26 protein-coding genes and 1 other annotated feature are annotated in these 25,166 nt (G+C 38.2%); of the genes, 20 read left to right on the top strand and 6 right to left on the bottom strand.

The window, feature by feature from the left end:
• Positions 1-41 precede the first annotated feature (41 nt).
• Positions 42-1,229 carry a S1C family serine protease gene (locus tag NSQ52_RS19215; RefSeq protein WP_035704177.1) on the top strand — a complete coding sequence of 396 codons (1,188 nt, stop codon included), beginning with the start codon at positions 42-44 and terminating at the stop codon, positions 1,227-1,229.
• Between the two features lie 68 nt (positions 1,230-1,297).
• Positions 1,298-1,762, top strand: a complete 465-nt coding sequence (locus tag NSQ52_RS19210) for a GNAT family N-acetyltransferase (RefSeq protein WP_342473783.1) — start codon at positions 1,298-1,300, stop codon at positions 1,760-1,762.
• A gap of 39 nt (positions 1,763-1,801) precedes the next feature.
• Here NSQ52_RS19210 and NSQ52_RS19205 read toward each other — a convergent pair whose 3' ends face one another.
• Positions 1,802-2,683 (bottom strand): ABC transporter ATP-binding protein, encoded by an 882-nt coding sequence (locus NSQ52_RS19205; RefSeq protein WP_017359972.1) that lies wholly within the window; start codon positions 2,681-2,683, stop codon positions 1,802-1,804.
• Positions 2,684-3,373 (bottom strand): ABC transporter permease subunit, encoded by a 690-nt coding sequence (locus NSQ52_RS19200; protein ID WP_008347476.1) that lies wholly within the window; start codon positions 3,371-3,373, stop codon positions 2,684-2,686.
• A 192-nt stretch (positions 3,374-3,565) separates the two neighbouring features.
• Positions 3,566-3,836, top strand: a binding site (T-box leader).
• 111 nt (positions 3,837-3,947) lie between these two features.
• On the opposite strand from NSQ52_RS19200, the gene NSQ52_RS19195 reads away from it, so the two are divergent.
• The 14 genes from NSQ52_RS19195 (at position 3,948) to NSQ52_RS19130 (ending at position 19,829) form a co-directional block, all read left to right on the top strand.
• Entirely contained in the window at positions 3,948-4,808 is an 861-nt protein-coding gene (locus NSQ52_RS19195) for an S-adenosyl-l-methionine hydroxide adenosyltransferase family protein (protein ID WP_007497378.1), read from the top strand.
• Positions 4,809-4,822: 14 nt separating this feature from the next.
• Positions 4,823-5,380, top strand: coding sequence for an ECF-type riboflavin transporter substrate-binding protein (locus NSQ52_RS19190; RefSeq protein WP_024718471.1), 558 nt, complete (start codon positions 4,823-4,825; stop codon positions 5,378-5,380).
• Between the two features lie 19 nt (positions 5,381-5,399).
• Entirely contained in the window at positions 5,400-7,115 is a 1,716-nt protein-coding gene (locus tag NSQ52_RS19185) for an ABC transporter ATP-binding protein (RefSeq protein ID WP_342473782.1), read from the top strand.
• Positions 7,106-7,933: an energy-coupling factor transporter transmembrane component T gene (locus NSQ52_RS19180; protein ID WP_024718473.1), complete on the top strand. Its 828-nt coding sequence runs from the start codon at positions 7,106-7,108 to the stop codon at positions 7,931-7,933. Before NSQ52_RS19185 ends, NSQ52_RS19180 begins: the two co-directional genes overlap by 10 nt.
• 164 nt (positions 7,934-8,097) lie before the next feature.
• Entirely contained in the window at positions 8,098-8,268 is a 171-nt protein-coding gene (locus tag NSQ52_RS19175) for a CxxH/CxxC protein (protein WP_008360116.1), read from the top strand.
• Between the two features lie 80 nt (positions 8,269-8,348).
• Positions 8,349-8,828 (top strand): 23S rRNA (pseudouridine(1915)-N(3))-methyltransferase RlmH, encoded by a 480-nt coding sequence (rlmH, locus tag NSQ52_RS19170; RefSeq protein ID WP_024718474.1) that lies wholly within the window; start codon positions 8,349-8,351, stop codon positions 8,826-8,828.
• Between the two features lie 67 nt (positions 8,829-8,895).
• Entirely contained in the window at positions 8,896-10,341 is a 1,446-nt protein-coding gene (locus NSQ52_RS19165; RefSeq protein ID WP_144680300.1) for a hypothetical protein, read from the top strand.
• A 269-nt stretch (positions 10,342-10,610) separates the two neighbouring features.
• Positions 10,611-11,246 (top strand): SLATT domain-containing protein, encoded by a 636-nt coding sequence (locus NSQ52_RS19160; RefSeq protein WP_050826797.1) that lies wholly within the window; start codon positions 10,611-10,613, stop codon positions 11,244-11,246.
• An 8-nt stretch (positions 11,247-11,254) separates the two neighbouring features.
• Complete coding sequence (locus tag NSQ52_RS19155) at positions 11,255-12,673, top strand: RNA-directed DNA polymerase (RefSeq protein WP_235672228.1); 1,419 nt, start codon at positions 11,255-11,257, stop codon at positions 12,671-12,673.
• A 137-nt stretch (positions 12,674-12,810) separates the two neighbouring features.
• Positions 12,811-14,640 carry a hypothetical protein gene (locus tag NSQ52_RS19150; RefSeq protein ID WP_144680294.1) on the top strand — a complete coding sequence of 610 codons (1,830 nt, stop codon included), beginning with the start codon at positions 12,811-12,813 and terminating at the stop codon, positions 14,638-14,640.
• Positions 14,641-14,699: 59 nt separating this feature from the next.
• On the top strand, positions 14,700-15,566 hold the full coding sequence (locus tag NSQ52_RS19145; RefSeq protein WP_144680293.1) for an MBL fold metallo-hydrolase: 867 nt from the start codon (positions 14,700-14,702) through the stop codon (positions 15,564-15,566).
• A gap of 106 nt (positions 15,567-15,672) precedes the next feature.
• Positions 15,673-17,787: an MMPL family transporter gene (locus tag NSQ52_RS19140; RefSeq protein ID WP_342473781.1), complete on the top strand. Its 2,115-nt coding sequence runs from the start codon at positions 15,673-15,675 to the stop codon at positions 17,785-17,787.
• Entirely contained in the window at positions 17,788-18,459 is a 672-nt protein-coding gene (locus NSQ52_RS19135; protein WP_024718480.1) for a response regulator transcription factor, read from the top strand. It begins immediately after the preceding gene.
• Positions 18,456-19,829 (top strand): ATP-binding protein, encoded by a 1,374-nt coding sequence (locus tag NSQ52_RS19130; protein ID WP_342467710.1) that lies wholly within the window; start codon positions 18,456-18,458, stop codon positions 19,827-19,829. The genes NSQ52_RS19135 and NSQ52_RS19130 overlap by 4 nt, the downstream gene beginning before the upstream one ends.
• A gap of 54 nt (positions 19,830-19,883) precedes the next feature.
• Here the strand turns inward: NSQ52_RS19130 and NSQ52_RS19125 are convergent, their stop codons facing one another.
• Complete coding sequence (locus NSQ52_RS19125; protein ID WP_342473780.1) at positions 19,884-20,126, bottom strand: hypothetical protein; 243 nt, start codon at positions 20,124-20,126, stop codon at positions 19,884-19,886.
• A 14-nt stretch (positions 20,127-20,140) separates the two neighbouring features.
• Positions 20,141-20,389 carry a hypothetical protein gene (locus tag NSQ52_RS19120; protein WP_058336403.1) on the bottom strand — a complete coding sequence of 83 codons (249 nt, stop codon included), beginning with the start codon at positions 20,387-20,389 and terminating at the stop codon, positions 20,141-20,143.
• Between the two features lie 100 nt (positions 20,390-20,489).
• Here NSQ52_RS19120 and NSQ52_RS19115 point away from each other — a divergent pair, with 100 nt between their 5' ends.
• The 3 genes from NSQ52_RS19115 (at position 20,490) to NSQ52_RS19105 (ending at position 22,105) form a co-directional block, all read left to right on the top strand.
• On the top strand, positions 20,490-21,080 hold the full coding sequence (locus NSQ52_RS19115) for a Crp/Fnr family transcriptional regulator (RefSeq protein ID WP_338705897.1): 591 nt from the start codon (positions 20,490-20,492) through the stop codon (positions 21,078-21,080).
• Positions 21,081-21,151: 71 nt separating this feature from the next.
• On the top strand, positions 21,152-21,493 hold the full coding sequence (locus NSQ52_RS19110; RefSeq protein WP_039165381.1) for a darcynin family protein: 342 nt from the start codon (positions 21,152-21,154) through the stop codon (positions 21,491-21,493).
• A 105-nt stretch (positions 21,494-21,598) separates the two neighbouring features.
• Positions 21,599-22,105 (top strand): LURP-one-related family protein, encoded by a 507-nt coding sequence (locus NSQ52_RS19105; protein WP_144680281.1) that lies wholly within the window; start codon positions 21,599-21,601, stop codon positions 22,103-22,105.
• Between the two features lie 83 nt (positions 22,106-22,188).
• Here the strand turns inward: NSQ52_RS19105 and NSQ52_RS19100 are convergent, their stop codons facing one another.
• Complete coding sequence (locus NSQ52_RS19100) at positions 22,189-22,494, bottom strand: nucleotide pyrophosphohydrolase (protein ID WP_163116122.1); 306 nt, start codon at positions 22,492-22,494, stop codon at positions 22,189-22,191.
• Positions 22,460-24,133 (bottom strand): DUF2075 domain-containing protein, encoded by a 1,674-nt coding sequence (locus NSQ52_RS19095; RefSeq protein WP_342473779.1) that lies wholly within the window; start codon positions 24,131-24,133, stop codon positions 22,460-22,462. Before NSQ52_RS19095 ends, NSQ52_RS19100 begins: the two co-directional genes overlap by 35 nt.
• A gap of 153 nt (positions 24,134-24,286) precedes the next feature.
• Between NSQ52_RS19095 and NSQ52_RS19090 the strand changes: the two genes are divergently transcribed.
• Positions 24,287-25,147: a LysR family transcriptional regulator gene (locus NSQ52_RS19090; RefSeq protein ID WP_178929695.1), complete on the top strand. Its 861-nt coding sequence runs from the start codon at positions 24,287-24,289 to the stop codon at positions 25,145-25,147.
• The last annotated feature ends 19 nt before the right edge of the window (positions 25,148-25,166 follow it).

The following is a 25,166-nucleotide window of genomic DNA, read 5'->3' as shown; positions in this document are numbered from 1 at the left end:
CACTATATACATCATCTATTCACTGAAAGGAAGGAAACATAGTGGATTATCGCGATGTAGAGTGGAAGCCGAGACGAAGCAGAAAAGGATATTTCCTATCTGGTCTGATCGGTGTATTGGTAGGAGCTTTTTTAATGGGATTCTTTTTCCCCTATGTGTCTGGACAAAGCGGCAGCCCCTTTGGCTGGCAGTCAGCTGGAGATCAGCAGGCATCAGATGGCCCTTTAAAGACCGTCAATGTGAACGTGAATGATGCGGTCACAAAAGTGGTATCGAGTATGTCGGATACGGTTGTCGGCGTCATTAACATTCAAAAGTCGAGCTTTTGGGAAGAAGGCGGTGAAGCAGGCAGCGGGTCAGGTGTGATTTATAAAAAAAAGGGTGACACCTTTTATATCGTGACCAACCATCATGTCATCAAAGGCGCAAACCAGCTTGAAGTGAGCCTTCAGGACGGGACAAGGATCGGGGCAAATCTTGTCGGCAGTGATCAGCTTATGGATTTAGCGGTACTCACGGTCAAAAGTGATAAGATCAAGAAAACCGCCGCCTTCGGCAATTCAGACCATGTCAAACCAGGTGAGCCTGTCATCGCCATTGGAAATCCATTAGGCCTTGAATTTGCTGGCTCCGTCACACAAGGTGTGATTTCTGGAACGGAGCGTGCGATCCCTGTTGATTCTAATGGGGATGGACAGACGGATTGGAATGCGGAAGTTTTGCAAACGGATGCCGCCATTAATCCTGGGAACAGCGGCGGAGCCTTGATCAATATGGACGGCAAAGTGATCGGCATCAATTCAATGAAGATTGCTGAGTCAGAGGTGGAAGGGATTGGGCTGTCTATTCCTGCGAATCTGGTGATCCCTGTCATAGAGGATTTAGAGCGCTATGGAGAGGTGAAGCGTCCGTACCTTGGTGTTGGGATGAAATCACTAGCAGATATTGCGAGCTATCATTGGCAGGAAACGTTAAAACTGCCATCAAAGGTCACAACCGGAGTCGTCGTGATGAGTGTCGAGCCTTTGTCTCCAGCAGGGAAAGCAGGGTTAAAAGAGCTGGATGTCGTGACGTCGTTTGACGGCAAGGAAGTACAAAATATCGTCGATCTGCGTAAATATCTTTATCAAAAGAAAGTAGGCGACAAGGTAAAGGTGCAATTTTACCGAAGCGGAAAGAAAAAATCAGTCGAGATCAAACTCTCCCAAACCGATCAGTTCGGTGGCTAGCCAGTTCCTATAAGGGACTGGTTTTTTTTACATGCCCGGCATATGATAAAGAAAAGGGGGAGATACGATTGGTCACATTACTACCAATGTCGCAAACAGATTATGACGTCTTGATAGAGAAGGCCATTAAGCGGTACGCAGAAGAAAAGGTACACGCAGGGACATGGAATCAGGAAGAAGCGCAAAAGAACGCAGAGGAACAATTTGACCGGCTGCTTCCTGAAGGACTTCAGACAGAAGATCATGAGTTGTGGAACATCTTACATGGAGAAGAAGCCATTGGATGGGTATGGCTTTGCTATGATCAAGATCATCCCCAGCATGAAGGCTTTATTTATAATTTTATTTTGTTTGAAGCGTATCGAGGAAAAGGATTGGCAAAACAGGCCATGACGGCATTAGAAGAGCAGGCAAAGTCATTAGGTGTGAAGAAACTATCGCTGCATGTCTTTGCCCATAATCAAATCGCCCGCTCACTTTATGAGAAAACGGGATTTGCTGAGACTGGGATTTACATGAGCAAGCCTTTATAAAAAAAGAGAAGTACCGTGCAGTGAGCGTACGGTACTTTTTTATGTGGACATCATGGCATCTTGCGCCGTGACTCGGTATAGGTCGACTTTGCATTTCACAAACGCACGGATGATGGCTGGGACTTGAGCTTCTGAACGAATCAACAATGAGGTCTCGTCATCTCTGATCACAAGGTCTGTTCCCACACTTTGTAAGTACTGCGTGAGAACAGGCTTCACCTCATCATCAATCCATGCATGCTTGAAGGTGGCACGAATGGTTGAGGACGTGATGGTTTTCTCTTGAGGATGAGTACTTGAGGACACGATTTTCCCTTCAGATATGAAAGCTGTTTTGGTACAAATAGGCTGGGTGAACCTTGGCTCGTCTGCTGTTAAAAAGACGGTTTTTCCTTCGAATTTTAACGATTCAATCACCCGCTGGATATGTAAGATAGAATCTGCATCAATATCCGCAAAAGGCTCATCAAGTAAAATAAAGTCAGGCCGATGAGCGATGGCCTGAGCCATTCCGAGCCGTTTCTTCATCCCAGGTGTAAAGGCACCGACTTTCTCTTGATGATAACGATGTAAGCCAACAAATTCGAGTAATTCTTCATAATAGCTCGTTTTCTGGCGAGTACCCGTAATTTTCGATAAATAGGCAATATGCTCAATAGCAGTCAGCCCTTCATATAAATCTGTATATTCAGGCAGAACACCGATATGATGACGTACTTTTTTTAACGACGTCATGTTCATCATGATAAACGTGCCAGAGGTGGGGCGGGAGATCCCTGTAATGATATTAAAGAAGGTTGTCTTACCAGCACCCTTCGGTCCAATGAGGCCGAAGATATCCCCTTGATGGATATCAAGATCAATATGATCTATTGCGACTTTTGTCCGATATTTTTTTGTCAGTCCTTTTGTGTGAAGCACTTAGACATCCCTCCTCTGAAACAGTAGTGCAGTTCCAACGAGTAAGACAACAGTCAATGCGGCATTCATCAGCACATAGGTCAGCGGTTCACTCCAGCGCGCATAATAATAAGGCGTCACGTATTGGAACCAGTGAATCAACCGTTCTGAAGAAAGAACAGACATCATGCTCATGATTGGAAATAGAAAGGAAAACAACATGCCAACAAACATCGATTTCTGTGGTGTTGGAAAGAGCATGGACAAAAACAAAGCACAGGAGATGCCGACACTGATAAACGTTAATATTTTTAAGGCATCAGAGAACAGAAAACGATGTGAAATCACCATATTTAATATATATGTGGTCATAATGCAACTGAGCCAAAACAGCATCAGCCCAAGATATTTCCCGATGACAATGTTTAAACGGGTCGTTTTGCTGACGAGAAAACGAATGGTTTTCAAATGAATTTCGCGGCTCAAAATATCATGAGATAATAAAAAAATAAGGAAGAAACCAAATAACGAAATCACTAGTTCATTCCCAATGGAATAAGGGTCCTTTGCCTGTTCCCACTTCCCTTGATAAGCAGCTATAAATGGAAGACTTGATACAAAAGTAGATAAAATGAAAATAATAACAATAGTTAAGATGGATTTTGTGCTTTTGAAGAGCTGCTTAAATTCATTCATACAGATGGTCCACACACACTGTACCTCCCTTCATCTTTATTATACCGCTAGAAAAGAAAGACACCATATCTCGCTCTTTAACATTTGCTTAAATTTTATAAAAAAGAAGACTCTTCCAGAACAGTTAACTCATTTTTAAAAATGTTCAGAAAAATATCTTGATTTATCAAAAAACATCATGTATGATAGCTTTAATTCAAGATAGTTAAACAGGCAATGACGAGAGAAAGTACAATCATCAATTTTTCCACAGAGAGCTTCGGCAGCTGAAAAGAAGCAAAAATAATGATTCGAAAAATGGTCTCTGAGCCTCGTGCTGAACATATCCATGATATTAGTAGGTGACGACGAGAGTTGGTACTCGTTATCAAAACCACAGTATATGAGCCAAATTGGAGCTTTGTACTTGTAGAGGCTGTTTAGCGCGAGCAAACAGTAAATAAAGGTGGTACCACGAGACAAATACCTCGTCCTTATGATTCATAGATAAGGATGGGGTATTTTTTATTGTCCACTTTTTTTCATACAAATGTTCAAATGTTCCACGTGAAACACCACAACCATTTTTTCAAATGAAAGGGAGATTAACATGAGTGAACATGCATTGGTTTTGCAATCAGATTTCGGTATTGATGATGGAGCGGTCAGCGCAATGTACGGCGTAGCCAATACAGTGAGCAGCGGCATCCGCATTTTTGATTTAACTCACAACATTCCCCAATATGACATTTGGGAAGCTTCTTATCGCTTGCTTCAGACGGTTACATATTGGCCGGAAGAAACGGTATTTGTCTCCGTTGTTGATCCAGGCGTTGGATCAGAGCGAAAGAGCCTTGTCGTCAAAACAACAAGCTCACACTACATCATCACACCTGATAATGGGACACTTACGCATGTCGCACAGGATATTGGCATCGTGGAGGCTCGGTATTTAGATGAAACCATCAACCGTCTGCCGAAGTCAGGAAAATCACATACATTCCATGGTAGAGACATTTACGCCTATACAGGCGCGAGAATTGCTTCAGGTGTGATTTCTTTTGAAGAGGTCGGGCCAAAGGCGAATATAGAGGACATTATTCACCTTCCAGTCGTACAAGCTTATGCGGAAGAAGAAGTGATCACAGGGACGATTGATATTTTAGATGTGCGGTTCGGAAACCTATGGACAAACATTCATCATACGTTATTTGAACAGCTTTCAATCAATTATGGGGATGCAATAGAAGTTACCATTGCCAACGGGCCAAAAAATGTGTATAAAAATATCATGACCTATGGACGATCTTTTGCCGATTTAAAGGTAGGCGAACCACTCGTATATGTCAATTCACTCGATCATTTAGGCGTGGCGATCAATCAAGGGTCATTTGCAAAGGCTTATAACATCGGTACAGGCACAGGCTGGCGCCTTTCGATTCGCAAAGCTCCGCGCATTATATATGAATAAGAGGAGGAAACATCATGGCAGGTAAACAACTTTCAACGAAAACTGTCGTTGCCATCGGAATTGGCGCAGCCGTCTTTGTCATTTTAGGACGCTTCGTCTCCATTCCAACTGGGATTCCGAATACACAAATTGAAACATCGTACGCGTTCCTTGCGTTAATGGCCGTGCTATTTGGTCCTATTGCAGGCGCATTGATTGGATTTATTGGTCATCTCATTAAAGATGCCACCACATTTGGACCTTGGTGGAGCTGGATTATCGTTTCGGGTGTTGTTGGTTTATTGATCGGCCTCATTTCGAACCGTTTAAAAGTAGAAGAGGGCGACTTTGGCTGGAAAAAAATCACGCTCTTCAACGCCGTCCAAGCCGGCGCACAAGCATTAGGCTGGTTTGTCATTGCGCCGGTACTCGACATTGTGATCTATGCAGAACCTGCAAATAAAGTGTTTGTTCAAGGCATCGTAGCAGGAATCTCAAACATCATCACAGTCGGTGTACTAGGCACCATCATCATTGCGGCTTATGCGAAAACAAGAAGCAAAAGCGGCAGTCTATCGAAAGAAACATCATGAAGCAAGGTGGAACACATAAATGAAGAAACCGATGATTCAATTCGAACATTTCGGATTCAAGTATCGCAGTCAGGCAGAACCAACATTGAAAGATATCAACCTGACCATCTATGAAGGAGAAAAAGTCCTCATCGCAGGCCCGTCTGGATCGGGAAAAAGCACACTAGCCCATTGTATCAATGGGCTAGTTCCTGCGTCTTATAAAGGTTCTATGGAAGGAAGTCTTCACATCGGCGGGAAAAATGCAAAGAAAGAGAACATTTTCTCTCTTTCACAGCTCGTCGGAACGGTACTGCAAGACCCTGATGGACAATTTATCGGGCTGACTGTAGGAGAAGATATCGCGTTTACACTAGAAAATGATCAAGTCATACGCGAAGAAATGAAAACACGTGTCGAGAAAGCGGCAAAATTAACAGAGGTAGACGGCAAACTGGCATCATCCGTGCATGAGCTGTCAGGCGGTCAAAAACAACGTGTCGCTATCGCAGGCGTACTTGTCAACGATGTCGACATTTTGCTGTTTGATGAACCACTGGCAAGCCTTGATCCCGCAACAGGTAAAGAAGTGATCGATCTCATTGACCGTCTGCAAAAAGAAACGAAAAAAACGGTCGTGATGGTGGAACATCGATTGGAAGACGTCCTCTTCCGCCATGTCGACCGCATCATCGTTGTCAATGACGGCACGATTGCAGCGGATATGACACCAGATGAATTGCTCGCCTCGAATGTATTAGAAGCGGCGTATTTACGTGAGCCTTTATATGTGAGAGCGATGAAATATGCAGGCATTCCGATTGCAGCAGGAGATCTGATCGCTAATTTACAGCATCTCACCTTAAATGACGAGGCAAAAGAGAAAATCGAGCAATGGATGGAAGCATCTGAGCCATCAGTCGAGCAGAATGCAGCGCCGGATTTACTAGAAGTGCGTGAGCTGAGCTTTGATTATCCGACAAGACCAAACACGCTGAGCAACATCTCTTTTACCGTCAAAAAAGGAGAAATGATCAGCATCGCCGGTGCCAATGGCGCAGGCAAGACGACACTATCCAAGGTGCTCTGCGCATTTGAAAAGCCAACAAAAGGGACAATCCTTTTAAATGGCGATGACATCACAGGAGACACCATCAAACAGCGCTCCGAACGAATCGGTGTCGTCATGCAAAACCCAAATCAAATGATTTCGAAACAAATGATTTTTGATGAAGTCGCACTCGGTCTCGTTTTAAGAGGTGTGAAGGAAGACGACATCAAGGAACGAGTGGAGCGAGTCTTAAAAGTATGCGGGCTGTATCCATTTCGAAATTGGCCGATCTCAGCACTTAGTTTTGGACAGAAAAAACGCGTCACCATTGCATCCATTCTTGTGTTAGAGCCAGAAATCATCATTTTAGATGAGCCAACGGCCGGTCAAGATTTTAGACATTACACAGAGATGATGACGTTTTTAGAGCAATTAAATCAGCAGGGCGTCACGATTTTGATGATCACCCATGATATGCATCTCATGCTCGAATACACGACAAGAACCATCGTCATTTCAGATGGAGAAAAAATCGCAGATGATACACCAGCCAAAGTGCTGACAGATCAGTTGCTAGTCCAAAAGGCGAGCTTAAAAGAAACGTCGCTGTATGAACTGGCGCTAAAAGCAGACTGGCCAAATCCAAATGAACTCGTGGATCGCTTCATTGAGGTTGACAGAAAGGAACGAATGACATGGCTGTAGACATGCTGTCTTATATCGATCGCCCGTCGCCAATTCACCGGCTGACAGGGGCAACCAAACTCATTTGCTTTATCCTCTGGTCATCCGCAGCGATGCTCACATATGATACAGGCGTATTAGTGTTTATGCTAGTTGCCAGTATCGTGTTCTTTCAGCTATCAAACGTACGATTTCGTGATATCTCTTTCGTAGTGATTGTCTTGGCGATTTTCCTTGTCATCAATAACATCGCCATTTACGTCTTTGCGCCTCAGCAAGGTGTCGCCATCTATGGAGCGAAGCACGAGCTGTTTCACATTGCAGGCTGGTATAATGTCACACTTGAACAGCTTTTCTATCAATTGAACATTACACTGAAATACGTGACCGTGATGCCAGCAGCGCTTTTGTTTATCGTGACAACAAATCCAAGTGAATTCGCCTCATCGCTCAGCCGAATCGGGGTCAGCTACCGGATTTCGTATGCGGTAGCGATTGCTCTGCGCTACATCCCAGATATTCAGCGTGATTTTCGAACGATTGCCATTTCTCAGCAAGCAAGAGGCATTGATTTATCGAAGAATGAAAAACTGGGAAAACGGATTAAAAATGCGCTGTCGATTGTGATGCCGCTGATTTTCTCCAGCCTAGAGCGGATTGAAACGATCAGCAATGCGATGGAACTGCGCGGGTTTGGAAAGCATAAAAAGCGCACATGGTTTACGGCGAAAGACTTTCAAAAAGCAGATTATGCGGCGTTAATCTTTGTTGGAGCGGTACTGATTGTGTCGCTAGTGATTACATTTGTTAGAGGAACGAGATTTTACAATCCGTTTTGATAGAAGGAAGCCTTCACAGGAGTGGAGGCTTTTTTATTTGGTTTGTGGATAAAAGGTGTGGAAAATGGTAAAAGACTATTAACATGTGAATAAATCGGTTATATTGAACAATGAGCGAAACTAATGTGAATAACCAAACAACATATTGGAGGAATTAGAAACTTATGAACAAATCACTTTATGCTTGTGCAGAACATATAGAAACCGTACTAGACATGTACATAGATGATCACGAAACACCGCCAGAATTCAGAAAAATCGAACATACACACAGCTTATCCACAACCTGTGAATTGTGCGATGAACCTGCAATATATATAGTGGGGAACGAATGATCGGACACAAAATACACAAATTTTATCCACAATTGTTGATAACTTATATGAATAACTTGTTCTTAAGGTGGGGATGACCTGTGAATATATCAATTATCACAGTAGGAAAACTAAAAGAGAAATATTTAAAGCAAGGCATAGCCGAATACACAAAACGATTACAGGCATACGCAAAAATCGAGATCATTGAGCTCGCAGACGAAAAAGCACCCGAGAATCTCAGCGAGCAAGACATGAAAATCATCAAAGACAAAGAAGGCGAACGCATCCTAAGCAAAATCAACCCAGACGCCCACGTCATCGCCCTCGCCATCGAAGGAAAAATGAAAAGTTCCGAAGAATTAGCCGATACAATAGATAAGCTGGCAACATACGGAAAAAGTAAGGTGTGTTTTGTCATAGGCGGATCCCTTGGGTTAAGCGATGCTGTGATGCAGCGTGCGAATGAGAAACTGTCGTTTTCGAGGATGACGTTCCCGCATCAGTTGATGAGGCTGGTGTTGGTGGAGCAGGTTTATCGGGCGTTTCGGATTGTGCGGGGGGAGCCTTATCATAAGTGAATGAGGTTTTTGAAGAAATATATATATAATCTGATGTAATAGAGTTCTTATTATAAGGGGGATGAATATGGAACATGATATTCGTTTGAAAATTATAGATTTGAATTTGGGTTTTAAAATACTAAAGAAATTTGAAGATAATTGGATTTATATAAAGATGGTATCACATACTTCTAAAAACTCGAGTAATTGTGCCTATTTTAAATTTAAGCTGAAGGATCTTATGCTCTTAGATGATGATATATTTTTATATGGGAATGAGGATGAGGATAGGCTGTATTTAAACAAAAGCGGAATTGTTCAAACTGAATGTTCCCCTGAAGAAGATGAAATTCTTTTTATAATAGCCTCCTCCGATGGAATTATAGAGGTATTTATAAAAAAATATCTTCCTATCTTAAACGTTAGATTAGATGAACTAACTAATCCTAGTAAAAATATAATTATTACAGAAGGACAAACAGACTGGAGACATTTAAAATATGCTTTAAAAAAGTTAAATGGAAATGACATGTTTGAAAGCTTAGATATTGAATTTTTTGAACCTGATAAAAAAACTCAGATGGGTAACGATAAATTAAAAAAAATTCGTGATTATCATGCTTTATTGGAGAATGAATATTGTAAAATATTTATTTTTGATAGAGATGCTGATGATATTAATAGTGAATTTGGAGATGCTGAAGTATTATATCATGGGAACAATGTGTATTCTATGTTGTTACCAGTACCAGAGCACCGTAAAGACACACCATATATTAGTATCGAACATTATTATTTCGATAAGGATTTATTTAGAGAAGATATTAATGGAAGAAGACTATATATGGTAAAAGAATTCGATAAAATTACAAAAAAACATCTACTAATTCCTAATTTATATGCACTTAAAATAAATAAAGAGTCTAGTGATATAGGTATTTTAGATTTTAAAATTATGAAGTATGAAGAACAAGAAGAGGACTTATCCAAAGTAGCTAAAGATGGACAAAATATTGCATTAAGTAAAAGCAATTTTATTAAACATATTGAAAATGAAGAATTTAAGGGAGTTAATGTAGCGGCATTTTCATCAGTATTTACAATGATTGAAGATATATTACAAGATTATTTACAAAATAAAGCTGGAGAAATAGAGATAAGTAAGGGTGTGTATTTAAAAAAGTATCCTACAGGATTAAGTACATTATCTTTATTTGCAGAGGCTCCAAAAGAATTATTAACTCTTTATAAAGGTACAAATCTAGTAACCGTTGGACCTGTAGTACTAGAAAATCATAATAAATTGATACTCGAAATTAAGGCTTTGATTAATGAAGAATGGCATCAGATTATACAATTTCCTTTAGATATTACTCCCTACTTAGTGGATTTTATAATGAAGAAAAATAAGAATAGATATAATCGTATAGAGCTTCATTTGTTTAGCCCTGATAGAGCAATAAGTTCTTCAAGAGAAATCTTAAAAGATGACATCTCTGGAACTATTCTATTAAGAGCGCTAAATTTGTAAAAAAATTCGTTAAATATATAGGTAGTTTAGACCCAAAAAAGTAAAATATTTTTTTTAGACTTTAAAAAAATGCTCAAGAGCCTTTTAAAAATGTATTAAAGGGCGAGAGTTTTATAATATAAAGTGTTGAGCAGTGACTATCATTCGTGTTAGGAGCTGCTTTTAGATAAAACCTCACTTAGGTGCATTACGGAGAGCCTTATCATAAGTAAAATCAAATCGTTAGTATTAATATATATAGTATTTTATATTAAGAAAGGAGCGGAATTGTGAAGAAGGAGTACAAAAATATAACTATAATATCAGAGATAGAAACAAAAATTAATACTTTAAATAGAACTAGAAATAATAGAATAGAAATGAGTAAACGTTTAAAGAAGTATAGTGACAAATGGAAAATAATTTTTTTCTGGTTAAACATTGAAGCGGTAATATTTGTGTTATTGTCTCTTGGAGGAAAGGAAGTAGAACCTAGTTTTTCAAATAGTGGTTTTAGCTTAATTGCTGGAGTTTTCTCGATTTACGTAATCCTATTACAATACTATGTAAATGAGTTGAATTATAATGAGAGGGCTTTAAAAACACACTATCATCAATTAGATATAGAAGACTTAATTTTAAAGTTAAAAAAGTTGTTTTTAGAAAAGAATAATAGTAATAGTGATGACAAGTCATTAATAGAGAGATTTGATATTATTATGTTTGAGTATCAGTCAATACTTAAGAATAACGAAAATCATGATTCTGTTGATGATGCAAAACATAGATTTAATAAAATAATAGAAGATAAAGAATTTAAGAAAAAGAAAATAAAAGATTTTACAGTAGACAACATTTTATTACATGTTAATATGGCCATACTCTTATTTCCTATAGTTACTATTTATATTTATTTTCTAAAGTGAGTGATATGATGGAACTAATTGAGCTTACATATAAGTATATATTATCAATGTCCGAATCTAAAAAATATAATCCACAAACTATTGCTATTACCAATTACTTTGATAAACATAGTTTCTCGGCTATTAAAATTGAATTAGAAAGAGATGTTAAAGATTTTTGTGAAAATAATTACCCTTTTAAAGCAAGAGATTTTATTTATAAGAACGATTATTTTACACCTAGAAATATGTATTTGATAAGTCCAATATACTATACCTATTATACTTATATTGTTTTTAGAATAGCCAAATTGTTTTTAGATGAAGATACTAAATTAGATTTCTCAAAAGAACGAATGAAGATATTTTATTCAGGATTTTTAGACATAAGTTCTAATCATTCGGATGTCAAACAAAATGCTAGATTTAATAAAAGTTATAGCAGTTTTCAAAAAGAGAGAGAGAGATACTTTGATTTTCCCGTGTTAAAAATAGATTTACAGGATTTTTTTAACTCGATTAAATTAAAATCGTTGATAAATAAATTAAAAACGTTACTAGGAGAAAATAAGATTATTGATGATTTGAGTTATTTTCTTAATTTTTGTGGATTTGATTGTTTACCACAATTTCATTATTCAATAGGTTCATCAATATTATCTCAAGTATATTTGCAAGACTTTGATTCAAAAATAGAGAAAATAGCTTCAAGAGAAAACATAAATCTAATTAGATTTGTTGATGATATGTATTTTATTTATTTAGATGGTGAGATGGACTATAAAAGAAATAATAACTTGCTTAATGAAATAAGCTATTTACTATGGAATGAAGAGTTAGTGTTAAATTCCTCGAAAACAAAATTCTTAAGTCCAGAAGAATATAAAAATACAGTTGAAGTAATTGGCTTTGACTATGGTGAAGAAATGGTATCCTTCACTAGTGAAAAAATTATAGATAAAAGAACTAAAGAAATAATTAATAATGGTAACTTAATTCAATTAGTTAATAAATTATGTAGATTAGAAGAAGAGAGCGGTATAGATTTGAAAAGGTACAAGGAAATATTAGATGAATACATATCAATTGAAGGCGAAGATAATAGAAAAATATTAAATAATATTATTTTCTCTGGTAAATGGAAAGTGTTAAGTGATAAAGAGTTAAAGAATTTAGTTGAAAACTGGAGATATATTCAATTCAATCCATCTCAATTTACCGTCTTATATGTATTAATTTGTCGGCATTTAGAAAGAAAAAATGTCATAAACGGATCGAAAATAAAGTTGATTTTAAACTATTTATTAAATAATAGTAACTTTACATTTCGTGATACATTAGTAGCGGTTGCATATTTATTTCAGAATAAAAATAAACATAGTGATTTATTAAATAAGATCGAAATAGTTAATGTGGATTTTGTTAAATTTGTTAAAAAATATGTATGAAGGAGTTAATTAGTAATGATTCTGGGAGTTATAAAATAAAAGTGAAGCTTTATTTAAGTAATTAATATTGAATTATTATTTCAGTATTTGACAATGAACATATATAAGGACATATTGCGTTCTTAAAGGAGACTTTCATGGGTTTCAAAGCTGACTTTAAACATGAAATACGTAACGTAATAAAAGATGTAGAAAAAGAAATAAATAAAACATGGAAAATTGAATATAAAGGGCATTCTATAGAAATTACAAACCAAATAAAAGAAGAGCAACTAATCATTGATGGTGTGACAGTTGATAAAAAACAACGAAAAAGTTTATTGACTCATATGATCCCTTATTCAAAATTGTCAGGGATATTGGAGCTTCAAGATGGTACGCAACACAAAGTGTCCGTTAAACTTGGTGGGTATGTACGATTTCGTTGTATGGTGAAGGTAGATCATGAAACGGTTTTAGATGAATCAATGAAGATAGACTTTCTCCCATGGGATCATAAAGAGAAAATCGTTCCCTTTATTCAACAACAAATTCAATCACATCATAAAATAGTAGACGACCGTTTACCCGATGAAGATTATTTATTTGACGAAAATGAACCACGATTGGCTCCCGGTTTATCTGATTATTATGTAGATGAACGACCTGCTCCTTTTTATGTGAAGAAACTATTGAAGCTTTTTGAAAAACAACTCAATCATCCTACAAACGAAACGAGAAAAAAAACATATGAAAAAATCATTTCTAACAATATGGCGAGTCGCAACAGTGAACTAATTGAACGATTTCAGCAAACACAATGGGATGAATCCCGTGTACAGCAAGAAGCGTTATGGCTTCTTGAACATGCGGCACATCGGGAGGTCGTCAAATTTGCAGTCATGATACTGGGATGTACAAACTGTGAAAAATACAAAGAGCTTTTATTCACAATAGGTATGCATGAAGAATTTACTTCTTATGTCGTGTTTGCATTGAAGAATGGCACAATTCAAGGAAACGAACATGTTTGGCGTCTTGCAAAGTCCGTCGATGGATGGGGAAAGATTTCGGCTGTTGAGCAATTGGAAGCCTCGACACCAGAAATAAAACGATGGCTACTAACAAAGGGCTGCGAAAATACAATCATGAATGAATACTTAGCTTATACTTGTGCTCTTAATGGTGATCTGGAAACAGCTTTATCAGAAGATGAAATTTCCAAAGAAATATACGATGGAGCGAGTCTCATCATTCAAGCGTTATTAGAAGATGAGGTTTCTATCTACGGAATCGATGAGTATTCAAATGCAAGCTCAGTTCTCTGCCGATTTATTCACCATGCTCATAAGCACTGCCAAACAATTGAGGACTTTTATTCAATATTGAAAATAAATGAGTTTTTAAATGATGAACAAGAGATTTGGGAAGACCGATTGAATGCTTCATGGAAACAGGACGATTATAAGGCTATCCAGGAAGCTGTTCAACCGTTTATCAATGACAGTAGATGGCCAAAGCTTGCAACCGATTCGTTACAACAGGGTTTTAGCTCCCAAGCACTTGAAATCGCTCTCTTTTATCGTTTAGATGTGATTGAGCATCTATTTGCTTTACTTGAGAAAGATCCGACAAATAGTGAAATATACTTTGCTGTGATGGACACAAATCATCACCAGCATATTAGAGAGCTTTGTACATTTGCAGAAACACATTTATCGTTATCAAACCTCTCAGATGATGAAGTGGCTTGTCTACAATATATTGTGCAAGATTTATATGAACACGACGGTGTAGGATTACCATTGATTCAAGCTGCACTTAGATCAAATGATGGAAATTTACAGTATCATGCTTTAAGTGTATTAAAGGAATGGCCTCCTTCGTATGCGCAGAAAGCGGCCACAAGGGAATTGATTGAACATATTGCCGTGAAGACAAAGGATAAAGAAGATCGAAAGTTAGCCAAATACTTATTAAAGAAATAGGATTCGGTTTACCTTCGCACTACGAAAATAAAATCTGAATATTAGAAAGCAGGCACACCATGCACACAATCAAAAAAATAGGCAAAACCTTCTCCTTCATCACACCAGTATCACTCACTGACCGCCCCATCCTAGGCATGGTCGAAGGCAATAACAAAACATTAATGATCGATGCCGGTAATTCAGAAGATCATGCGAACTATTTTATCCAAAAAACTTTAAAACACGAGAACGCCACGCCCGATATGGTGGTCCTCACGCATTGGCATTGGGATCATATTTTTGGTCTACCGGCGCTGCCTCATGCGGTTTCAATTGCTTCTGCAAAAACCAGAAAGGAAATGGAGAAGCTTCTTCCGTTTTCTTGGTCAGATGAGGCGATTGATGAGCGGGTGAGGGAAGGAACGGAGATTGAGTTTTGTGCGAAGGCGATAAAAGAAGAATATAAGAATCATCGAGACATTCAGGTGGCTTTACCGGATGTCACGTTTGATCGTCGGATGGAGATTGATCTTGGCGGGGTCACTTGTGTTGTGCAGCATGTTGGGGGCGATCATGCTGCAGATTCAGTGATCGTGTATGTGAAAGAGGAAAAAATCCTGTTTCTTGGTGATTGCATTTATCCGAAAATGTATGCTGAAAAAGTACATTATACGGTAAAAGAAATCTTGCGTCTTTTAGATGAGTTAGATGCTTTTGATGCGGAGACGTATATTCCATCGCACCAAAGGCCGTGGACAAAAGAGGAGTTTCGTCAGGAAACAGACAAGCTTCGAATGATGGCGAAATACACTGATCTTTATGGGGGAGATCAGGAGAGAATCAAGAGTGAATATCAAACACATGTGAACAGAGAACTAAAAGAAGATGAGTTAGAGACAATCGCTTATTTTGTAAATGGTTATGAAGGATTAGCAGAGGGATAAACCTCTGCTTTTTTTATTTTCACGGCTCGTCCTTTTCCCAGAGTTTATATCAAGTTTATATACAGGCGATATACTCGAACCGGTGAGAAAAGGAGGAGAACCATCAATGAAAGTATTCAGATCATTTATTGATAAAATGTCTACAAAAAAAGGGGCTTGGCTGACTGTTATCATTTGGCTTGTTTTCATGATCGGGTTGAGTGCTGGGCCTAAATTGGGCGATCATAAAGTGAGCAATTTTCAATCTTTACCTAGTGATGCTCAGTCCATCGTGACACAAAAGAAGTTAGATCAGTATTTCCCAAATGATAAAGGGACTCCGGGATTATATGTGTTCCATAACCCTAATGGAAAGCTGGTTATTCAAGATGTAAAAACGATCATTCAAGGAATCAAAGAGGCAAAGATTGAGGGAATTGAAGAAATTGTCGATGTGTCCGCATTGCCTCCTCAAGCGTTATCCGCTTTTTTATCAGAAGATGAAACGACCATGATTGTGCCAATGAATTTGAAAGCGGGATTAGGCAATGCTGATTATGCAAAGATTAATGATGAGACAACGGATGTCGGTACAAACATAGCGAAAGGGCTAGATGCTGATTTTTATATTACGGGTCCAGCAGGTATAGCGGGGGATACGGTGAAGCTGTTTGAATCTGCCGACTTGAAACTGCTATTAGCTACTGTTGCAATCATTTTGGTTTTATTGATCGTCATTTACCGTTCTCCGCTATTAGCGATCATTCCATTGTTCGCAACGGTCATTGTCTATCAAGTGGTGAATCAAGTTGTGGCTTTACTTGGCGTGGGTGGACTTGAAATCAATAACTCAACCACCTCGATTATGAGCATTTTGTTATTTGCTGCTGTGATTGATTATTCATTGTTTGTTTTCTCGCGTTATCGTGAGGAGTTACAACATCATGAAAATCAATTTGAAGCGATGAAAGTGGCGATGCGTTCAACAGCCAAACCGGTCTTATTTGCAGGCGGTACAGTATTTGCGGCTATGATCATTTTATTTGTGGCGGATTTCCGTGATTATCAAAACTTTGCGCCAATCTTTGGTGCTGCGATGGTGGTCATTATGATGGCTTCTGTCACACTGATTCCAGCCTTGTTTGCATTATTTGGCCGCAAAGCATTTTGGCCGAAAGTACCGACATATGGTGGAGCAAAAGAAGCAAAACATGGCATATGGGGACCTCTTGCCAAATTCGTGGTTCGAAAACCAGGATTAATTGGTGGTGCGGTCTTACTATTTTTACTTGTGACAGGTGCGAATATTTTCAATTTACATTATGAATTTAACTCGGTGAAAAATTTCCCGAAGGATTTACCTTCTCGTGTCGCATTTGAAATCGTCGAGGAAAAATTTAATAAAGGTGATCTAGCCCAGACAACAGTACTTGTGACTGGTCAAAAGCTAACTCAGGAACATTTACAAGAAATCTCCGCCCAATTCTCAGAAAATGAAGAGATAGGATCGGCTCGTCCTTCGGGGGTAACCAAAGATGGAGAGCACGGCAAAATGACGATATCATTAAAAGTGAATCCATACAGTATAGAGGCTATTGAATTTTTAGGAGATTTCCGTACAAATCAAGCCACCTATCGATTATCAGATGGTCAAAAGGTTCAGTTATCTTTTGCTGGCACAACAGCTAAATTAGTGGATGAGCAACAAGTGAATCAATCCGATATTAAAAAGATCGTATTACTGGAAACATTACTCATTCTGATCTTGTTACTCGTTTTGACACGTTCCATGAAAATGTCGATTTATATGATGGCGACGATTTTAATCTCATTTGTGTCTGCATTAGGCTTAGGTATTTTCTTAGTCGATGTGTTATTTGGATATGATGCGATTTCAACTCGCGCCCCTGTGTATGCCTTTATCTTTCTCGTGGCATTAGGAATTGATTATAACATCATCCTTGTGAGCCGTTTCTTAGAAGAACGCCAAACGTTACACGTCAAAGCTGCATTAGAAGTAGCGATACGAAATACAGGCGGGGTGATTTCTTCAGCGGGGATCATTCTTGCTGCAACATTTGCCGCATTAATGACCATGCCGATTACGGATTTATTTATCTTTGGATTTATTGTCGCTATTGGGATTATCATCGATACATTTTTCGTGCGAGGAATGTTGCTGCCGGCACTCATATTATTCTTTGAAAAAGACAAAGCTAAGGAAATAAAGGAGGAAGGATAATTGCATGTATTGGTTGTGGATGATGATGAAGCCATTTTGCAATTAGTGTCCATCCATTTAGAGCAGGCGGGGTACCAAGTGACAAAAGCAAGCAATGCTGAGGCAGCGCTTGCTTTTTTGCAACATCAGTCATTTGATCTCATGATTATTGATGTGATGATGCCTGGGATGGATGGCTTTCAGCTGGCGAACATTGTGACGAAACAATATGAACTGCCGGTCATTATGTTGACAGCGAAAGGGCAGATTGAAGATAAGCAGCAAGGATTTGAACAAGGGATTGATGATTATATCGTCAAACCATTTGAAACGAAAGAACTGCTATTCCGTGTAAATGCAATTTTACGACGATATCGTAAATCCATAGAAGCTTTAACGACTGCGGGAAATGTTCAAATTGATACGAACCGTTGGGAATTAACGATTGCGAATCAGCAATATATCTGGCCCATGCGTGAATTAGAAATTCTGTATTATCTGCTGCAGCGGGCAAACCGCAATGTAAGCCGCTGGGATTTAATTGATGACATTTGGGGGGATACGTTAGATCAACCCGAATTCACATTAAACACGCATATTAACCGCATACGAGAACGTTTAAAAAGGGCGGAAGCGACGATTGAAATTGTCACAATACGTGGTTTCGGCTATCAACTTGAGGTAAAAGAATGAAACTACAACAACGTTTTATGCTATATACGTGTTTGATTGTTTTGATTAGTATCTTCATTGGATTTATTTGTTCTAACTTGATTTACAATCATGTTGTCAAAGAGCAAATGAATGATCGATATTTAGCCATTGCCGAGCAGTTATCTAAACAAATCAAAGAACATGAAATTACCTTGCGGGCCTCTTCTGATTTTTTGCAAACCATGAGCGATCTAGGGTACCAAATCGCTTTGGTTAAAGAAGATGGGGAGATGAAGATGTTTGGCGAACCATTTAAAACGAAAAAATGGAATGACCAAATGCACGCCTTATTTGAAGGCGGAAAAGCGTACAATGGGATCAAATCCTTTAAAAATTCATACTTAATCATGAGTCATTTCGCAAATGATATACAAAATACAGTGGGGACGAAAATAGAAATTGACGGGGAAGAATGGGGCTTATTTTTACGCCCGAATAATATCAGTTTCTTTACAGAGTTTCATTTGATTATTTTTGGATTTATCTTCGCCGTTTTTGTGAGCAGTATCATTGGCATTTTATTTATGTCTCGAAAGGTCACCCAATCTCTTTCAGAATTGACGAGTGCGACGCAAGAGATGGCAAACCATAATTTTCAGTATCCATTAATGATCAATCGAAAAGATGAAATTGGTCAGCTTGCTGATCGTTTTCGGATGATGCAGCAGAAATTAGAGAATACCGATCAAGCAAGGAAGAAATTTGTGAATAACGTCTCGCACGATTTTCAGTCACCACTATTAAATATACGAGGGTATTCTGAATTACTAAATGAGGAGATTTCATCAAGCGAAGGGAAAAAATACAACCACATTATTCAAACAGAAGCAAAGCGATTATCTAACTTAACGAAACAACTTCTCATTTTAACCTCTATTGATCAAGGGACATATCCAACGAATAAACAAATCGTCAGAGTAGATGAGCAGCTTCATCAGGTGGTCCATTCGATGCTATGGCGAATAGAAGAGAAAGGTCTAGAAATTAAGTTGGATCTACAGCCTGTTTCGGTATATGCGGATCGGACCTTGCTGATCAATGTTTGGGAGAATTTAATTGGCAATGCCATTAAGTACAACAAAGAGTTTGGGGAAATCAGTATTCATTGTAATGAAAATGAATCGGAAGCGGTCGTGACAATTAGAGATACGGGGATTGGCATAGAACCGCACACATTAGAAAAAATATTTGAACGTTTTTACCGGGTAGATCAGGCACGAAATAAAGAGGGAATGGGTCTTGGATTATCCATTGTGCAAGAAGTCCTGTCGTATCACAATGCTTCTATTGAAGTAGAAAGCAATGAAAAAGAAGGAACGACTTTTACGACGGTTTTTCCAAAGAAATAGCATTTGAGAAAAGTCTCGTTTGCGTGTGTCAAATGAGACTTTTCTTTTTAATGTTTATGGTAAACCTACACAGTCTTCTGCATCACGAACTGTGACAGACATCTGTTTTGCATTTACAATAATGACACAATCCCATGTCGGCTTTATTTGCAGTTCATCATTTTCATCAATACGGATCATTCCTTTAAATTCAACCGTTTGTTCTAGAAAAACCATTTTCTTTTCTGTATCATCTTTGACTGCTGTTAAATGGTCAGGATAGTGAATCGTCCAATCATAAAAAGCGGTTTTCTTCATAGTTCCTCCTATTTTCATTCGTACACATCTCCGAATACTTCTTTTGTTTGCCGGATTGTCAGTGATTTATTGGTTGGATCAATTGAAATGACACAATCCCAAGTAGGTTTGATTTGTAGCTCGTTGTTGTCATCCATCCAGATGATGCTATTTAGTTCAATGGATGGCTCTAAAATGACCATTTTCTTTTCATAATGATCTGTAATCGCTGTTAAGTCCGCTTGTAAATGGACGGTCCAGTCAAAAAAAGTGATTTTTTTCATTGTTTCTCCTCTCATCATCGCTTATATTTCCATTATAACTTGAGTGTTTCCTGATACAATTTTTTATCAAGTCTTTCATTACTAGAGAGGTAACTTACAGATGGACAAAATAACTAACCCATACGACATGTTCAAAACCAAAATATCGAAATATCCAATTGAACAAAATCATTGGCAAGCCTTTAAAGATGGAACAACGATTAAACAATTAAAAGCGGGTACATGCATAATCAAGGCTGGCGATCCAGTGAAGCATGCCTATTTCTGCATAACAGGTCTCTTCCGTCTCTTCTATTTGTTACCGGATGGCAGGGAGTACAACGTGGCTTTTACGTTGGAAGATGATTTTGCTACTTCTTATGCAAGTATGATCAACGGGCAGCCTTCTCCTTATTCGATTGAAGCGATGGAGGATTCTATCGTGATTGAAATTCCGTATGATCTACTTCAAATGTTGATGGACAGAAGTCATATGTGGGAGCGGTTTGTTCGGGTGAGTGTTGAAAGGCTGTATACGAGAAAGGAAGAGCGTGAGAGGGAACTGCTATATTTGCCAGCCATTGAGCGATATCAGGCGTTTTTATTGAAATATCCTGGGTTACATCAGCGTATCGCTCAATATCATATTGCCTCATATATCGGTATTTCTCCAGTTTCGCTGAGCAGGCTGCTGCATCCTGCTGAACATTAACCTATGTTAATGCACATTCTCTAGATCTGGCGTACAATCATCACATCATAGAAGAATCGAGGGGCTTGATGATGAAATATATGATGGTTGTTTTATTAGAGTTCTATCCATCTTGGCTTGCATTACCACGAGAGGAGCGCAGAACCCATGCGGCTTCGCTGCAAGAGTTGATGCAGAAATATGAGGAACATGTGACGGTGCGCTTTTTTGATGCTGAAGCTCTTCCAGGTAAGGATTACACAGATTTTGTGATGTGTGAGACAGATGACCTGAAGTTCTATCATTTTATGTGGGAAGAGATTAGAGATTCTATTCCTTACACAAGTGGTTATGTCAAAATGAAAGAGGTCATCATGGGAATGGAAGATGCTTTTCAAACATATGAAAAAGAATCTCTGAAAATGGATCAGTAATCGAAAACCACCTGCTATCAGGTGGTTTTTTGCACATTCTATTATTTGGTATAATCAGGGGTAAGGTAAGAACGGATAAATTTTTGAACTGAATCGGAGGTACTTATGAAGCAGCTATATATGAAGCAAAAGGTATTTAGTCTGAGCGGCAGGTTTACGGTAAAGGACCAACAGGAGAATGATGTATATGTGGTCGAAGGCAGCTTTATGAAGGTGCCAAAGACGTTTACCATTTTGAATACAGAACGAGAAGTCATCGCTTTAATTACGAAGAAAATGTTCAGCTTTTTACCGAAGTTTTTAGTAGAAGTCAATGGACAAGAGGTATTGACGATCAAAAAAGAGTTTACATTCTTCAAAGCAAAATATTCAATTGATGCCGCTGGTATCGAAGTACAAGGGAACTGGTGGGATATGAATTTCCAAGTGCTGCAAAGCGGCGAAGTGATCGGTCAGGTAAAGAAGGAATGGTTTACTTGGGGGGATAGTTACAAGGTGGATATTTTGAAAGAAGAGATGGAGCCTGTGATGATTGCATTGGTTGTTGCGATTGATTGTGTGAAAGCGGATGAAGCGGCGTCTAGGTCTTCGTCGACGACAACGATGAATTAAATTATAAATTTAAAATAAAGGCCGAAATGAAGAAGAGTGTTATGAGCCTCTTCTTCATTATAATTAAAACAAATCAGGTTTCTTTACTTCACAATGGGATATTTCTGTCCATTTTTTATTAACTTGTCTTTAATTATTTCTTTCACATTTAGATTAAGGTCTGAGCAAAGCATTAGTGAATATATTAAGATATCTGCTATTTCCTCTTGAATATTAACTTCGTTTGCCTCAAGAGCTTCCTCATTATTTTTCCATTGGAAGTCTTCAAGCAGCTCAGCTGCCTCTATCGAAATTGATATGGCCAAGTCTTTTGGATTATGATATTTTCTCCAGTTTCGATCATCTCGAAATTGATTAATCGAATGTATTAAATCTTTGATCTCGGTCATATATGCCTCCCCCTTTTAATTCTTGTAGTTTTCTCCTCAATTTTTCATCTGTTGCATAAATATAAAGCCCGTGAATGCCTCTCTTCATCAGAACGTTAATTGAGTTTAGTATAATCTTTTCTTTTGCCTGTTTGATTTCCTCTTCTGACATGTCACTTCTGGATGTGAATGCACCTGTATCTTTATAATTTGACGTGTCAATGAGAAGTTCATCCTTTTCTTCATCGTAGCTGATAGAAGGGCCAAGTATGACGCCGACATAATTTAAATCAAATCCTTGAACTGTATAAATTGAGCCCACTTCTCTAACTGAATCTGCATGTTCAGCCCATGTCCATTTATCATTTGTAAAATTCCATGGCATATTGATACCGTCTTCATCTACAATATAGGCAGCTCCATCTTTTTTATGTAAAAAGTCAAAGGTAGATACAATGCGGGACAAACCTACTTCATTATCTTTTTCTTGAATGGCCGTTTTAAATTGATTAGGATTCTCAAAAATTTTGAGTTCGAAAGATTCTTGTTTTTTAGGCAGAGTTAATAATCGTTTTGAGACAAACTGGTCAATCCATTTCAACGTATCAGTATCGGCATGCATACGCATCTGTTCTGTAAGTTTCACAGTCTTGGCATGGTATCTGTTTGTTATTTCCTCGAGTAATTTTTCATTCCAGTAGCTCTTAATTTTGAGTACCTGTTTTGGATCAAAAATGACAATGGTGATTTTACTTCGTTTGATAATCTCCTCTAGTTGGTTTTGATAATGGAAGTTATTGTACTTATCATCTTTTGTTAATAAAAGGTGGGCTTCATCAATTAACACGATGTCAGCCATATCACCTGACTTTGTCATCTGATTGATAAACGAGGTTGGTCTCATAATTTGTTTCTTCTTCAGATTTGGCAGACTTTTTGCGATATTTTGATATGTTTTAAGCATTTCAGCATGATTCACAAGTAAATAATTGTTCTTTTTGTTTAAGATAGATTCCATATCGTTTGATAAGTCTTGGATCGTATTAAAGAGAGAACTTAGTAAAACACTTTTCCCAGTTCCTGCATCACCCTCTATCGAAATCACATGGTGACCGGACTGTTTGATATGCTTTTTACAAAAAAATAAGATTTCATTTTTAATTTCTACTTGTTGAGGTGATAATTCTTTATAGGGAGACAGTTTATAAATATCTCTATTTTTTAATGCATCAATTGAATGAGTAACGATCTCCTCTTTTTGAAGTTGCGTCCATATCTCATTAAAGACATATTCATTGTAAAAGTCTTTCTGATAATAATGGTGCATCTCCCTGGATCGCGTCTGGCTAACATTTTTTAATTGAAAACGATTTTCCGCAATAAAGTAGTTTATGAGATTTGTCTCAATATTATAAGAGGCAGATTGATGAAAGCGTTCATGTCCGATCAGAATTTTTTTGGTTAGTTTATTCTTATTCTTGTCATTCAAATGATCTTTCAAACGCCTGCTAGCTTGGACTGACTGACCTATATAAGCAGATGGTCTCTTCTTTTCATCATAAAGAATATAGACAATAGGTTGATTATGAAATACGGTGGTTCGTAAAGATTGAATTTGATCTGTCATAAAATCGCGTTTTTCAATAAAAAGTTCACTCATTTAGCAAGCCCCTGTAGTCTTTTTGCCTATTATCGTATCATAAATTTAGCAAAATATCTCAGTGGTTATAGGTGAAAATTGAATTTCGAGATGAATCAGACATTTTGATCTATTTTTCAAATTACAATATGAAAATACGAGGTGAGCAAACGAATGACATTCCCATACAAAGTATTTCAAACAGTCGTCGAATGCGGTAGCTTTACAAAAGCTGGTGAGAAGCTTGGGCTGACGCAGTCTGGGGTGAGTCATAATATGGCGAAGCTTGAGTCAGAGCTTGGGATTGTGCTGCTTCATCGGAATCGAAACGGGCTGTCGCTGACTGATGCAGGTGAGCGGGTGATGCCCCATATTCGCCAAATCATTCATCATGCGTCATTGCTTGAGCAGGAGGCGGCGTTGATTCAAGGGATGGAAGTAGGGAGCATTAAGATCGGCACGTTCTCTAGTTTTTCTTCAAAAATGCTTCCGCAGCTCATTCATCGTTTTACGAAAAGTTATCCCAATATCCAATTGGAATTATACGAAGGCGGCTATGAAGAGATTGAAGAGTGGATCGCATCTGGCACAGTTGATCTTGGGTTTTTAACACAGCCATCTAGAGATTTGGAAACTGTTCCACTGTTTCAAGATGAATTGGTGGTGCTCATGCAAGAGGGTCATCGTTTCCATACAAAGAAGGTGATGGAAGTGGCTTCGTTCCAAGATGAACCATTTATTATGCCAAAAGCGGGCTGTGATCAACTCATTAAGAAAATATTAAAAGAAAGAGGCGTAAAACCCCATGTTTTGTTTGAGATTGGGGACAACAATACGCTCATCTCTATGGTTCAGGAAGGCCTTGGGCTCACGATCATTCCGAAGTTGATTTTGCCGCCTCAGGTGCCTCATGCGAACGTAATTCCACTTGAGACCCGTGTTTATCGCGAAATCAATATGGCGTTTAAATCTTTTAACGCAGCCTCTCCCTCTACTAAAAGATGGATTGAAGCAGTCAAAGATCATTTTAAATAGATTCAGCTTGAACGAGAGT

Source organism: Bacillus sp. FSL W8-1141 (assembly GCF_038593205.1).
GTDB lineage: Bacteria > Bacillota > Bacilli > Bacillales > Bacillaceae > Bacillus > Bacillus altitudinis.
This window is presented reverse-complemented; position numbering and strand designations above follow the sequence as displayed.

Excerpts from the sequence above, each read along its gene's own strand:
- NSQ52_RS19190 (WP_024718471.1), top strand. The coding sequence starts at position 4,823 with ATGGCAGGTAAACAACTTTCAACGAAAACTGTCGTTGCCATCGGAATT.
- NSQ52_RS19185 (WP_342473782.1), top strand. The coding sequence starts at position 5,400 with ATGAAGAAACCGATGATTCAATTCGAACATTTCGGATTCAAGTATCGC.
- NSQ52_RS19125 (WP_342473780.1), bottom strand. The coding sequence starts at position 20,126 with ATGAAGAAAACCGCTTTTTATGATTGGACGATTCACTATCCTGACCAT.
- NSQ52_RS19180 (WP_024718473.1), top strand. The coding sequence starts at position 7,106 with ATGGCTGTAGACATGCTGTCTTATATCGATCGCCCGTCGCCAATTCAC.
- NSQ52_RS19105 (WP_144680281.1), top strand. The coding sequence starts at position 21,599 with ATGAAGCAGCTATATATGAAGCAAAAGGTATTTAGTCTGAGCGGCAGG.
- NSQ52_RS19150 (WP_144680294.1), top strand. The coding sequence starts at position 12,811 with ATGGGTTTCAAAGCTGACTTTAAACATGAAATACGTAACGTAATAAAA.
- NSQ52_RS19145 (WP_144680293.1), top strand. The coding sequence starts at position 14,700 with ATGCACACAATCAAAAAAATAGGCAAAACCTTCTCCTTCATCACACCA.
- NSQ52_RS19100 (WP_163116122.1), bottom strand. The coding sequence starts at position 22,494 with ATGACCGAGATCAAAGATTTAATACATTCGATTAATCAATTTCGAGAT.
- NSQ52_RS19090 (WP_178929695.1), top strand. The coding sequence starts at position 24,287 with ATGACATTCCCATACAAAGTATTTCAAACAGTCGTCGAATGCGGTAGC.
- NSQ52_RS19140 (WP_342473781.1), top strand. The coding sequence starts at position 15,673 with ATGAAAGTATTCAGATCATTTATTGATAAAATGTCTACAAAAAAAGGG.
- NSQ52_RS19110 (WP_039165381.1), top strand. The coding sequence starts at position 21,152 with ATGAAATATATGATGGTTGTTTTATTAGAGTTCTATCCATCTTGGCTT.
- NSQ52_RS19165 (WP_144680300.1), top strand. The coding sequence starts at position 8,896 with ATGGAACATGATATTCGTTTGAAAATTATAGATTTGAATTTGGGTTTT.
- NSQ52_RS19155 (WP_235672228.1), top strand. The coding sequence starts at position 11,255 with ATGGAACTAATTGAGCTTACATATAAGTATATATTATCAATGTCCGAA.
- NSQ52_RS19195 (WP_007497378.1), top strand. The coding sequence starts at position 3,948 with ATGAGTGAACATGCATTGGTTTTGCAATCAGATTTCGGTATTGATGAT.
- NSQ52_RS19115 (WP_338705897.1), top strand. The coding sequence starts at position 20,490 with ATGGACAAAATAACTAACCCATACGACATGTTCAAAACCAAAATATCG.
- NSQ52_RS19095 (WP_342473779.1), bottom strand. The coding sequence starts at position 24,133 with ATGAGTGAACTTTTTATTGAAAAACGCGATTTTATGACAGATCAAATT.
- NSQ52_RS19175 (WP_008360116.1), top strand. The coding sequence starts at position 8,098 with ATGAACAAATCACTTTATGCTTGTGCAGAACATATAGAAACCGTACTA.
- NSQ52_RS19120 (WP_058336403.1), bottom strand. The coding sequence starts at position 20,389 with ATGAAAAAAATCACTTTTTTTGACTGGACCGTCCATTTACAAGCGGAC.
- NSQ52_RS19130 (WP_342467710.1), top strand. The coding sequence starts at position 18,456 with ATGAAACTACAACAACGTTTTATGCTATATACGTGTTTGATTGTTTTG.